Annotated in this window: 11 protein-coding genes; 2 read left to right on the top strand and 9 right to left on the bottom strand. The window is 68.2% G+C overall.

The window, feature by feature from the left end; genetic code table 11:
- Positions 1 to 28: 28 nt before the first annotated feature.
- Genes RJ1_RS38570 through ssd form a run of 4 tightly spaced genes read right to left on the bottom strand, consistent with a single transcriptional unit; the run spans position 29 to position 3,688 of the window.
- The gene (locus RJ1_RS38570; protein ID WP_073368751.1) at positions 29 to 616 is read right to left on the bottom strand and encodes a type II secretion system F family protein; all 588 of its coding nucleotides are present in this window, start codon (positions 614 to 616) and stop codon (positions 29 to 31) included.
- On the bottom strand, positions 613 to 1,404 hold the full coding sequence (locus tag RJ1_RS38575; RefSeq protein WP_073368769.1) for a type II secretion system F family protein: 792 nt from the start codon (positions 1,402 to 1,404) through the stop codon (positions 613 to 615). Before RJ1_RS38575 ends, RJ1_RS38570 begins: the two co-directional genes overlap by 4 nt.
- Complete coding sequence (locus tag RJ1_RS38580) at positions 1,401 to 2,603, bottom strand: TadA family conjugal transfer-associated ATPase (protein WP_073368767.1); 1,203 nt, start codon at positions 2,601 to 2,603, stop codon at positions 1,401 to 1,403. Before RJ1_RS38580 ends, RJ1_RS38575 begins: the two co-directional genes overlap by 4 nt.
- On the bottom strand, positions 2,600 to 3,688 hold the full coding sequence (ssd, locus tag RJ1_RS38585) for a septum site-determining protein Ssd (RefSeq protein WP_073368753.1): 1,089 nt from the start codon (positions 3,686 to 3,688) through the stop codon (positions 2,600 to 2,602). The genes RJ1_RS38580 and ssd overlap by 4 nt, the downstream gene beginning before the upstream one ends.
- Before the next feature lie 379 nt (positions 3,689 to 4,067).
- Between ssd and RJ1_RS38590 the strand changes: the two genes are divergently transcribed.
- Positions 4,068 to 4,904 (top strand): HAD-IB family hydrolase, encoded by an 837-nt coding sequence (locus tag RJ1_RS38590; protein WP_073368755.1) that lies wholly within the window; start codon positions 4,068 to 4,070, stop codon positions 4,902 to 4,904.
- A 414-nt stretch (positions 4,905 to 5,318) separates the two neighbouring features.
- Here the strand turns inward: RJ1_RS38590 and RJ1_RS38595 are convergent, their stop codons facing one another.
- The 5 genes from RJ1_RS38595 to RJ1_RS38615 all read right to left on the bottom strand — a co-directional run bounded on the left by RJ1_RS38595 (position 5,319) and on the right by RJ1_RS38615 (position 11,484).
- Entirely contained in the window at positions 5,319 to 6,068 is a 750-nt protein-coding gene (locus RJ1_RS38595) for a Fic family protein (RefSeq protein ID WP_073368757.1), read from the bottom strand.
- A 31-nt stretch (positions 6,069 to 6,099) separates the two neighbouring features.
- On the bottom strand, positions 6,100 to 7,845 hold the full coding sequence (locus RJ1_RS38600; RefSeq protein WP_073368759.1) for a dipeptide ABC transporter ATP-binding protein: 1,746 nt from the start codon (positions 7,843 to 7,845) through the stop codon (positions 6,100 to 6,102).
- Positions 7,842 to 8,819: an ABC transporter permease gene (locus tag RJ1_RS38605; RefSeq protein WP_073368761.1), complete on the bottom strand. Its 978-nt coding sequence runs from the start codon at positions 8,817 to 8,819 to the stop codon at positions 7,842 to 7,844. Before RJ1_RS38605 ends, RJ1_RS38600 begins: the two co-directional genes overlap by 4 nt.
- Positions 8,812 to 9,738, bottom strand: a complete 927-nt coding sequence (locus RJ1_RS38610; protein WP_073368762.1) for an ABC transporter permease — start codon at positions 9,736 to 9,738, stop codon at positions 8,812 to 8,814. Before RJ1_RS38610 ends, RJ1_RS38605 begins: the two co-directional genes overlap by 8 nt.
- Before the next feature lie 129 nt (positions 9,739 to 9,867).
- The gene (locus RJ1_RS38615) at positions 9,868 to 11,484 is read right to left on the bottom strand and encodes a peptide ABC transporter substrate-binding protein (protein WP_073368764.1); all 1,617 of its coding nucleotides are present in this window, start codon (positions 11,482 to 11,484) and stop codon (positions 9,868 to 9,870) included.
- A gap of 394 nt (positions 11,485 to 11,878) precedes the next feature.
- On the opposite strand from RJ1_RS38615, the gene RJ1_RS38620 reads away from it, so the two are divergent.
- The coding region (locus tag RJ1_RS38620; RefSeq protein ID WP_143169589.1) for an AMP-binding protein at positions 11,879 to 12,592 on the top strand (714 nt) is incomplete at its 3' end.

Raw genomic sequence — 12,592 nt, forward strand, 5'->3', positions numbered from 1 at the left:
GCGGTTCTGCGCCGGAAGTGTCGATGTGTCACAACAACCCGCCATCCAGCACGCGCGAGGCCAGCCCGACCACGACCGGGATGATCCCAAGACAGATGAACGCGGGCAGGAAGCACAGCCCGAGCGGACCGCTGATGAGCACGCCCGCCCGTTCCGCCGAGGCCGCGGCGAGGTGCTCGACCTGGATTCGGCCGTCGGTAGCGAGTTCGGTCATCGAGCCCGCGAGGGACGAACCCGAACGGGCCGACCGCCGCGCCATCCGGGCGAGCGATTCGGTGGCCGGGTCCGACGCGGCCGCCTCCCACGCGGTCGGCGCATCCGCCCCCAGGGACAGCAGGTCGGCGGCGCGGCGTAGCGATTCCGACAGCGGCGCCGGCGCCGACCGCGACACGGCCTGCGCCGCGGTCGCCACCGGAAGTCCCGCGCGCAGACAGGCGGCCAGCAGGTCGAACGTCGCCGCGACGGCGAGCGGGTCTGCGCGGCGTGTGCTGTCGTCCGTCGCGGTTCCGGCATCACCAGGGCCCGCGTTGCCTCCGCGCAACCGCTGCGCCGGCGATCGCGCTCCTGGCAGGACGAGTACGGCGCAGGCGAGAAGGAGTACCGCACACCAGATCATCCGGTCACGCGTCCGGTGATCCGGTCGGTCCACAGCAGTCCCGCGCACACCAGACCCGCACCGAGAAGCAACAGAATTCCGCCGATGCCGCCGCCGAACAGCACCGTCAGCGGGGACGCACCCATCATCTGCCCGAGGCCGACACCGAGGAGCGGCAGCCCGGCCAGAACCGTCGCCGTCGCCCTCGCGCCTGCCAGCGCAGCCTCGGTTCGCTGACGGAAGCGATTGCGTCCCAACAGGTCCGCACGTGCCGCTTCGAGCAGTTCCGCCAACGCCAGACCGTGCGTCTCTGCCACCGCCCAGATGTCGGCGATCCGTCCCAACTCGGTGCCGACGTGGGAGTCGGCGATCCGGAACCCCTCGGCGGCAGACCCTCCGAGGCGCGAGCGTGCCGACGCGGCGCGGAAGGCCGCCGACACACTGCCTGCCGATTCGTCGGCCGCCGTCTCGCACGCCGCAGCAGGGTGGGCGCCCACGCGAAGTTCCGCCGTCACCACCTCGAGACTCGACAGGATGACCCGCAATTCGGCGTCCTTCGCCCGCGCCGAACTGCGCCGCACTGCCCTGAACTGCACTGTCGCGCAGACGATCACCGCAGCGGAGACCGCATACGGACCGCCCAGCTCGTAGACCACCGGGACGCCGACGAGCGCCGCCGGAACCGCCCAGGGCAGACGCACCCGGCGGCGGCCCACTTCGCTGCCCGTGACCGCGAGCAACCGGGGCCGCGACCTCGACGACGGCACCACCAGCACCGCACAGGCGAGCACCACCAGACCTGCGATCACGACCGCACCCCTTCCACCGAACCCACCGGTCCACGCCGAGAACACAACTGGTGGAGCCGGTCCACCGCCGGACCCTCACCCGAGTCTTGACTCCAGGCAGGCACGATCGTGACGTGCCCGTGCGCGTCGCGCGTGACGACGCCGATCTGCGTCAGCCGACGCGCCCCACTGGACGACCGGTGGACGTGCAGGATCACCTGCACCGCTGCGGCGAGCTGACTGTGCAGCGCCGCACGATCCATTCCACCCAGTGCCGCAAGCGCTTCGAGCCTGGCCGGAACCTCTTCGGGCGAATTGGCGTGCACCGTTCCGGCCCCTCCGTCGTGGCCCGTGTTGAGCGCCGTCAACAGGTCGACCACCTCGGCGCCCCGCACCTCACCCACGACGATCCGATCGGGACGCATCCGCAGGGATTGCCGGACGAGGTCGCGGACGGTCACCTCGCCCACGCCCTCGACGTTGGGGGCGCGAGCGACCAGCCGCACCACGTGCGGGTGCGTCGGCGCCAATTCGGCGGCATCCTCCACGCACACGATCCGTTCCGCCGGGTCGACCGCACCCAGCAACGCGGCCAACAAGGTCGTCTTGCCCGCCCCGGTGCCGCCGGTGACCAGGAAGGCGAGCCGCGCATGCACGATCTTCACCAGCAGGTCGTGCGCCGCCTCGGTGACGGCGCCACCCGCGACGAGCGGCCCGAGGCCCTGGGTGGCCGGGCGCAGCACCCTCAGCGACAGACAGGTGCCGCCCTGGGCGACGGGAGCGAGGACGGCGTGCAGCCGGACGCCGAACGAACCGTTCCCGACGTCCCGCAGCCTTCCGTCGACCCAGGGCTGTGCGTCGTCGAGACGGCGCCCCGCGGACAACGCGAGACGTTGCGCGAGCCGGCGTACCGCGGCCTCGTCGGTGAATCTGATTGCTGTGCGCTCGAGACCACGGCCTCGATCGACCCACACCTGGTCGGGCGCGGTGACCAGCACGTCTGCGACGCCGGGCTCGGTGAGCAACGACTCGAGTGGGCCTGCACCGGTCAGTTCGGTCATGAGGACTCGCAGCGCCCCGAGCAGGTCCGTGTCGCCGAGCACGCCACCCGACTCGGTGCGGATGGCCGCCGCGACCGTCGCCGGCGTCGGTTCACCCGACGTGTGCGCGAGACGTTCGCGCACCCGGTCGAGAAGATCGGGGGTGACGAGCGAACTCACGCCGCCCACTCCCGCGTCCGCGGTCTGCTGCCGACCGTGTCGAGTACCGCTTCGGCCGCGGCTCCCAGCGGCGAGCGCCGACCCGGCCTCAGCCCACCGTGTTCGAGCATTCCGGTGAGTGTGCGCTCGGCGCGCATCGACGCGATCAGCGGCAGGTCGAGCACTTCCGCGACGTCGGCACCCCGCAGCCCGCCGGGGGCCGGACCGCGAACCACCAATCCCTGGTTGGGGTTTCGCTCGGTGATCCACTGCGCCACCTTGCCCGCGGCGATACAGGCGCGCACGGTGGCGGGCACGAGGAGAACCACCAGGTCCGCGATGTCGAGGACGGTTTCCGTGACCGGCCCGGGGAACCGCGACACGTCGCACACGACCAGATCGCCCGCATGGCGGCCGGCGTCGGCGACCGCGCGCACCGCAGCCGCGGTGGGCCCGGCACCGCCGTTGCCTTTCCTGTTGCAGGCGAGGACCCGCAGTTGCTCGCCGCGGGCGGGAAGCGCATCCCTGAGCGCCCCCGAAGAGATTCGGCCGCCCTCGATCGACAGACCCGACCACCGCAGTCCGGGCACGTCCTCGACCCCCAGCAGCACGTCGAGACCGGATCCCCAGGCGTCCGTCTCGACCAGAAGTGTGGACTGTGGTCGCGACGCCGCGGTGAGTGCCGTGGCAGCCGCCAGCGTGGACGCTCCCGCACCGCCGCAGCCACCGACGACGGCAAGGACGGTTCCGTCCGCGTCGGGTCGCTGGGGTTGCTCTCCGAGGACGGCGACCAGCGCCGACTCGTCTTCCGGTAACGCCAGCACGTGCTCCGCGCCGACTGCGGTCGCGATCCGCCACTCGTCGATGCCGGGCGGCCCGTCGCACAGCAGGACGACACGGCGTCGGCGCGGGAGCCGGTTCCGGCACGCCGCGGCGGCCCGGGTATCGAGTACGACGATCGGGGCGATACCCCACACGTGCCGCGCGTCGGCGACGTCGACTTCGTTGACCGCTCGGTCGGCCGCGGCGGCGACCCGCCTGATGCTGTGTAGCAGCGCCGGATCGTCGACCAGAACCAGCACCTCGCCCCCACCGTCTGCGTCCATACAGCGAGCGTGCCTGCTGAACGAGTCCGCGGGGAGCGTGCGACGCGATCTGTGGACAACTTCGGGCCTGTGGATAAAAACTGGTACGGACGCACCAATTCACACGGTGGAGTCGAGACAGCGGCCAACCCGCCGCAAACAGAGGACGACCCTCGCCAGGGGGGGAGGAGGCGAGGGTCGTCAGTGTTCAGCCCCGGGGGGTCGGGCTGAACATCGTCCGGATCAAATCCGGACAGAAGCAATACTACACCTCCCTTGATCAGTATTTGCAAGTTCAACTGTTCAACTGTTTTGCCGTGTCGAGGGCGCCGGAAACCCCCACCCGGGTCCTCCGCGGGAACACGCGCTCCGGGCCGAAGTCCGCATATCCTTGGACATTGTGACCGCGAAGCCACAGAGAAGTGCCAAGACAGGTCGACACACCGAGACGGGTCGGATTGCCGCATTCTTCGACCTCGACAAGACGATCATCGCGAAATCCAGCACGCTCGCCTTCAGCAAACCGTTCTTCGACCAGGGCTTGATCAACCGGCGATCGGTCCTCAAGAGCAGTTACGCGCAATTCCTCTTCCTGCTGTCGGGCGCGGACCACGATCAGATGGAGCGGATGCGCGCGTACCTCACGAGCATGTGCACGGGCTGGAACGTGGAGCAGGTCCGGTCGGTGGTCGCCGAAACCCTCCACGACATCGTGGACCCCCTGGTGTTCGCCGAAGCGGCCGACCTCATCGCGGACCACAAGCTGCGGGGCCACGACGTCATCGTGGTCTCCGCGTCGGGCGAGGAGGTGGTGGCTCCGATCGCCGACGCGCTGGGGGCGACGCACAGCACCGCCACCCGGATGGCGGTCGCGGACGGGCTGTACACCGGCGAGGTGGAGTTCTACTGCTACGGCGAGGGCAAAGTGGAAGCGATACAGGAACTCGCCGAGAAATACCACTACGACCTGTCGGCATGCTACGCCTACTCCGACTCGGTGACCGACCTCCCGATGCTGACCGCGGTCGGGCACCCGACGGCGGTCAACCCGGACCGCGCCCTGAGGAAGGCGGCGGCCGGAAATGGTTGGCCCATATTGACTTTCTCGAATCCGGTGTCCCTCCGGGCCCGCCTCCAGTCGCCGTCCGCCGCCACCGTCGCGACCACAGCGGCGGTGAGCGTCGGGGCCCTGGTCGCGGGTGCTTTCACCTATGGAGTGTTGCGCCGCAAGCGCTGAGCGCCGCAACCCGCGACACGGTCACAAACCGAATTTGATACTTGCTGTGAGGGGGGTCACGGGGTACAAAGGAGTTACGGAAGAACGGAAGGCCAAGGTCGACCCAGAAGAGAAGGATCGATCTCCCGACCAGGATTCCCAGCACGGGCACTAGGTACCCACGCGAAGCATAAGCCACTATAAGGGCAGAAGCGTTGTGGGCCTGCGAGACTCGAGTCTTCACCGGCAAGGACCCTGCACAGGTTGCAAGGACGACCCGACGATATTCGGACTCTCGCCGAGGCCACCCACACAACCCACCTTTGCACGCTTGGTAACCGGTTGTCCGTGCTAACGGGCGGCGAAGTCGGCAGCAGTCGGCAGCGCCGCCCGTTTCACGTGTTCGGAGTCTTATTGGGGCACAAAGGATTTGATCTAGCCGGCGGCCGCGTCCGCGATCGACGTGGCCTCACGGGCTCCCGCCTCGAGCGCGCCGCAGCAGAGGACCACCCAGCTCCCGACTCCCTGCGGCTCGCCCGACGCGAACGCGGCGGCACCGTTGCGGTACGCCTGTTGCCGGCGCAGCCAGCTGACCTCCGGGACCCCCAGATTGTGCGGATCGAGCCCGGTCGACACGGCAACCAGACGTGACGCGGCGCGCGCGACGATGCCGTCGCCGACCCCGAATGGCCTCAGCGTCAACAGTTCCCCGTGCACCACGGCCGCCAGGACCGGCGCCGCGGCGTCCGTTCCGCCCGTCACCAGCTGGGCGAGACCGTCGAGCCGCTCCGCCACGCCGGACCCGGCGCGCGGCCTGCCGAGCAATTCCTGATCGTCCACGAGGTCGGCTGCCGCCAGCAGATGCAGCCGCGCGAGCGCCTGGAGAGGAGCCCGCTGCCAGGTGGACTGCAGCAGGGTGAGCGCGTCGCCGTCGAGGGCCTGCCCGACCCGGAGTGCCCCCGACAGTATCGGGTCGCCGGCCTCGCCGGCAGCGGGCAGTTCGGTACTGCCCCCGTCGAGCGAAGCCGAGGCGCGGGCCGCCCGGACCGCCGCCTCGGCCGCGGTGGTCGGCCAGCCGCGCCGATTGGTCTTGTGCCGGTGAACCACGCCGAGCGCGTCGCGCGCACGGTCCGCGGCTTCGCGAACACCGGGAAGGTCGACGAGGGGCTGCAACGGGTCGCTCACATACCGGAACGCTACCCGGCGCCGTCCCGGGTCAGGCGCCGAGCCGGATCGATCCACCGGGAATCGCGTCCAGCAGCTTCCGCGTGTAGTCCTCCCTCGGGGTGTTGAAGACTTCGTCCGTCGTCGCCTTCTCCACGATGGCGCCGGCGGACATGACGAGCACGTCGTCGGCGATCTGCCGCACCACGGCCAGGTCATGGGTGATGAACAGGTACGTCAGCCCCAATTCCGCCTGAAGGTCGTTCAGCAGGGTGAGGATCTGGTCCTGGACCAGCACGTCGAGCGCCGACACCGCCTCGTCGCACACGACCATCTCCGGCTGCAGCGCCAGCGCCCGGGCGATCGCCACCCGCTGCCGCTGGCCGCCGGACAGCTCGTTCGGGAACCTCAGCATCACCGAGGCCGGCAACGCGACCTTGTCCAGCAGGTCCCGGACCCGCGCCTCCCGCTCCGCCTTCGTCCCCACCTTGTGGGTGCGCAGGGGCTCCTCGACGGTGCGGAAGATCGAGTACATCGGGTCGAGCGTGCCGTACGGGTTCTGGAAGATCGGCTGTACCCGGCGGCGGAACGCGAGCGTTTCCCGGCGGTCCAGCGTCGCGACGTCCTTGCCGTCGAACACGACGTTCCCCGAGGTGGGGGCGAGCAGTCCGAGGACCATCTGCGCCACCGTCGACTTGCCCGAGCCCGACTCGCCGACGATGGCCGTCGTCGTGCCGCGCCGGACCGCGAACGAGACGTCGTCGACCGCCGTGAAGTCCGTGGACTTCCGCAGACCGTGGCGGATCTTGAACATCTTGGTCAGCCCGGTGGCCACGACCACGTCGTCGGTGGCCTTGCCGAACTCGACGCCGATCTCGCCGTGTTGTTCGGCCTCCCCCACCACCTCGAGAGCCTGCTCCCGGATGTCCGCACGCGCCAGCGCGGAACTCCGGCGCTGCGACGCCAGCGACGGCGCCGCCGCCACCAGCTTCCGGGTGTAGGGATGGCGCGGCCGCTGCAGAATGTCCAGCGCCGGCCCCGCCTCGACGACCCGCCCCTTGCTCATGACGATCAGATGCTCGGCCCGCTCGGCGGCGAGCCCGAGGTCGTGGGTGATGAGCAGGACCGCGGTGCCGAGCTCGTTGGTGAGACCGTCGAGATGATCGAGGATCTGGCGTTGGACCGTGACGTCGAGCGCCGACGTGGGCTCGTCCGCGATCAGCAGCTGTGGCCGGGCCGACAGCCCGATCGCGATGAGCGCCCGCTGCCGCATGCCGCCGGAGAACTCGTGCGGATACTGCCCGAGACGGTCCTCGGCGTCGGCGAGCCCGGCCTCCTCGAGCAGTTCGGCGGCACGCGCCTTCGCGGCCTTGCCCTTCGCGATCCCGTTGGCTTCCAACGCCTCCTCGATCTGGAAACCGACCTTCCACACCGGGTTGAGGTTCGACATCGGATCCTGCGGGACGAGGCCGATCTTCCGGCCCCGCAACGCGACGAACTGGCGCTCGTCCGACTGCGTCAGGTCCTGCCCCTCGAAGAGGATCCTGCCGCCGGTCACCGTGCCGGTTCCGGGCAGCAGGTTGATGATCGCGTGCGCGGTGGTGGACTTGCCCGAACCGGACTCCCCGACGATCGCCACCGTCTGCCCCGGATACACCGTGAGGCTGACACCACGCACCGCGGGCACCAGCCCGGAATGGGACCGGAACGACACTTCCAGGTCCCGGATCTCGAGCAACGGCACCTCGTCGGCCGAATTCTGCGGTCCGGCTGGTTCGTTCGTGGACACCGCGCTCACCTCTTCCGGGCCTTGGGATCGAGCGCGTCCCGGAGAGCGTCGCCCATCATGATGAAACCGAGCACCGTGATCGCCAGCGCGGTCGCCGGGTAGAACAGGATCGGTGACCCCTGACGCAGCGTGACCTGGGCGGTGCTGATGTCGCCACCCCACGAGATCTCCGTGGACGGCAGACCGATGCCGAGGAACGACAACGTCGCCTCCGCCACGATGTAGATACCGAGCGAGATGGTCGCGATCACGATGATCGGGGCGAGGGAGTTCGGCAGCACGTGCCGGACGAGGGTACGCACATTCGACACGCCGAGCGCCCGCGACGCCATCACGTAGTCGTTGTTCTTCGCCGAGATCACCGAGCCGCGAGCAATTCTCGCCATCTGCGGCCAGCCGAACAGGGCGAGAACGACGATCAGGGTCCAGATGGTGCGGTCGGCGAACAGCTGCATCAGAACGATCGCGGCGAGGATGAGCGGGATGCCGAAGAAGATGTCGGCCACCCGAGACAGCAGCGAGTCCGCCCAGCCGCCGTAGAAACCCGCGACCGCGCCGAACACCACGCCCACGACGAGCACGATCGACGTGACACCGACACCCACCAGCACCGACGCCCGCGCCCCGTAGATCGTGCGGGAATAGATGTCGCAGCCCTGCTTGTCGAATCCGAACCAGTGCCCCGCGGACGGACCCTGCATACTGAAGGCCAGGTCGCAGAACCTCGGGTCGGTGCTGGTGAACAGACCGGGGAAGGCTGCCACGGCGATCACGACCACGATGATCACCGACGCCACCAGGAACAGCGGACGTTTCCGAAGGTCCCGCCACGCATCCGACCACATGCTCGTCGGCGGCTGGTCGATGTGAACGGCGTCGATCTCGCCCGGCGCCGCCACTTCTTCCGGCGCGACGAAATGCGCCTGACGCGTCTTCCGGTCGCCCAGCGGGGCGGACTCGTCCTTCTCCAGTTTCTCAGACATAACGGATCCTCGGGTCGAGCGCGGCGTACAGGAGGTCGACGAGCAGGTTGGCGACCAGATAGATGACGATCAGCACGGTCACGAACGACACGACCGTCGGCGCCTCACCGCGGGTGACCGCCTGATAGATCGTGCCGCCCACGCCGTTGATGTTGAAGATGCCCTCCGTGACGATCGCGCCGCCCATCAGGGTGGCGAGATCGGCCCCGAGGAACGTGACCACCGGGATCAGCGAGTTGCGCAGCACGTGCACCTGCACGACACGGCGCCGCGAAAGACCCTTCGCCGTAGCGGTTCTCACATAGTCGGCCGTCAGATTCTCCGCGACCGACGTCCGGGTGAGCCGGAGAACGTACGCGAACGACACCGAAGCCAGCACGAAGGCGGGCAACAGCAGATTCTTGAAACTGGTGTTGCCGCCGACCGTCGGCGGCACCCACCCCCACTTCACGCCGATGAAGAACTGGGCGAGGAAGCCGATGACGAAGATCGGGATGGCGATGATCACCAAGCTCACGAGGAGGACGGAACTGTCGAAGATGCCGCCCTTGCGGAGCCCGGCGAACAGTCCGAAACCGATCCCGAAGATCCCCTCGATGGCCAGCGCCATCAGAGACAACTTGATGGTGATCGGGAAGGCCTGCGCCAGAACCTCACTGACGGGGCGACCGGAGAAGGACATACCGAAATCGAGGGTGAAGATGCCCTTCAGATACAGGAGGTACTGCGTCAGGAACGGCTCGTCGAGGTGGTAACGGGCACGGAGCTGAGCCGCCACCGCGGGGCTGAGCGCCTTGTCGCCCGCCAGTGCGGCGATCGGGTCTCCGGGGAGCAGGAACACCATCGAGTAGATCAGAAACGTGGCCCCGAGGAAGACGGGGATCATCTGGAGCAAACGGCGACCGACGTACCAGAGCATCGGATCACCTCCTATTCGTCGGGGGCAGTGACGTCAGGAATCTGCGAGCCTCGGCTCGTACTCCCGAGAGCGGGGCCGCGAACCGACGGCTCGCGGCCCCACCCCCTCGTCGCGGAGATCTCCGGTGCGTCAGTTCTTCTCGATGTCGGAATACATCGGGATGCCCTTCCAGTCGATGACGACGTTCGACACGTTCTCCGACCAGCCGCTGGCGGCGTTGCGGTACCACGTCGGGACGGCAGGCAGGTCGCGCAGGAGAACCTCCTGCGCCTGATTCAGCAGGTCCTGCGCCTTGTCGGGATCCACCTCACCGGCGGACGCACGCAGCAGCCGGTCGAACTCGGGGTTCGAGTAGTCGCCGTCGTTGGAGCTTCCGCCGGTCTGGTAGTTCTGGGCGAGGAAGCCGTACTGCTGCGGGTAGTCGCCCTGCCATCCCGACCGGAATGCGGACGGGATGGTGCGGTTGGTGGCCTCGGTGCGGATCTGCGCGAATGTGGGGTACTCCTTGCCCTTCGCGTCGATACCGAGGGTGTTGCGAATGTTGTTGGCGGTGGCGTCCACCCATTCCTTGTGCCCACCGTCGCCGTTGTACGCGATCTCGAAACTGCCCGACCACGGGGCGATGGCGTCGGCCTGCGCCCACAGCCTCTTCGCCGCCTCGGGGTCGTACTTCAGGTTGCCGTTGCCGACGAGCGAATCCGACCAGCCCTCGATGGCGGGACTGGTGAAGTCGAGCGCGGGTGTACGGGTGTTGTTGTAGATCTGCTGGGTGATCTGGTCGCGGTTGATCGCCATGGAGATGGCCTGGCGGCGCAGCGTGCCCTCCTCGCCGCTGAAGTGCGGCAGGCGGCCCGGGATCGTGAACGTCTCGATGGTCGCGGACGGCTGGTTCACGGTGCGGCCCGGCAGGTCGGTCTCGAACGTGGTGACGGCACTCGGCGGCACCTGGTCGAGGACGTCGACGTTGCCCGCGAGCAGGTCCGTGTACGCCGTGTCGAGGCTGTTGTACATGACGAAGTCGACGCCGGCGTTCTTCGGCTTGCGATTGCCGTTGTAATCGGGGTTCACGACGGTGTCGATCCGGACGTTGTGCTGCCACGCTCCGGGGCCGGACATCATGTACGGACCGTTGCCGATGGGATTCTCACCGAACGCCGCCATGTCCTGGTACGCGACTGCGGGCAACGGGTAGTACGCGGCGAACCCGAGGCGGTCCGGGAAGGCGGACTCGGGCTGCTTCAGTTCGATCGTGAACGTGGAGTCGTCGACCACCTTCAGTCCCGACATGGTCTGCACCGTCGGGTTCTCGGCGGCCACCTCGTCGTAGCCCTGGATCGGGTCGAAGAACGACGCTTGGATCTGCGCATTCGTCGACAGCGCGCCGTAATTCCAGGCGTCGACGAACGAGGCCGCCGTGACCGGCGTGCCGTCCGTGAACGTCCAGCCGTCCTTCAGCTTCACGGTGAAGTTCTTGCCGTCGGCCGTCTCGATCGACTCGGCGACCTCGTTGTTCACCCCGCCGTCGGAGTCGTAGGAGACGAGCCCCGCGAACAGCGAATCGACGACGCGGCCACCCTGATTCTCGCTGGTGTTGGTGGGAATCAACGGGTTCTGTGGTTCGCTTGCCCAGGCGTTGACGATTCCGCTACCACCCCCGCTCGTCGAATCTCCGGACGAGCAGGCGGACAGCATCCCTGCTGCCAGGCCGACCGCCAGAACGGCGGTTGCCACACGTGTGATGCGCAAAACGATCCTCCCAGATCTGCGTGGTTCCGGGCAGCGATGGCGGGCGCAGCCCGGACCACCGCCTCCGTCGAAAGGCGACGGGGCGGACGAGGCGACCGTCAAGCGGATGATCAACCTCCCGAGCCCGGCCGGATAATGGGTTGACGATAAGTCAGGGTGTTGATCCGTGTAGCCCCGTCGGGGGAAACTCATCCAATCGGCACCTGATCGAAACATCGCCGGACGGGAGCTCCCCGCTCGTCGTCTCCGGTTGCCGTCCGTCGCACCTATTCGACCGATCGTCGCAGAACAGGGGCATGCAACCCTCTGCAACGGTGCGCTCGCGAGCCCTTGTGACTACCCTCACACGTGCTAGAAGTGCCGAATTCGAGACTGGAAAGAAGGCCGGGCCACAATGACCAGTGCAGCACAGGCGAGCGGAGCGACGGAGAAGTCGGAACATTCTGATTCCGTCCCGCAGGTGTATCCGCCGAGTCCCGAGTTCACCGCCACGGCCAACGCCGGACCCGAGCTCCAGGCTGCCGCCGACGAAGACCGTCTCGCATTCTGGGCGAAGCAGGCCGAGCGCCTGCACTGGCACGCCCCCTTCTCCGAGGTCCTCGACTGGTCCGACGCCCCCGTCGCGAAATGGTTCGTCAACGGACGGCTCAACGTCGCCTACAACTGCGTCGACCGCCACGTCCTCGCCGGCAACGGCGACCGCGTCGCCATCCACTTCGAAGGTGAACCGGGCGACACCCGCGACCTCACCTACAACGACCTGCTCGCCGAAGTCAGCAAGGCCGCCAACACCTTCAGCGACCTCGGACTCGTCGCCGGCGACCGCGTCGCGATCTACATGCCGATGATCCCCGAGGCCATCGTCACCATGCTCGCCTGCGCCCGCCTCGGCCTCACCCACTCGGTGGTGTTCGCCGGCTTCTCCGCCAGCGCCCTGCGCTCACGCATCGACGACGCCGAAGCCAAACTCGTCGTCACCGTCGACGGACAGTGGCGCCGCGGCCAGGCCGCACCCCTCAAGCCCGCCGTCGACCAGGCGGTGGACGGGGCGGAGTCAGTGAAGCACGTGCTCGTCGTCAAGCGCACCGGCATCGACGTCGACACCACC

This window comes from Rhodococcus jostii NBRC 16295, from assembly GCF_001894825.1.
Taxonomy (GTDB): domain Bacteria; phylum Actinomycetota; class Actinomycetes; order Mycobacteriales; family Mycobacteriaceae; genus Rhodococcus_F; species Rhodococcus_F jostii.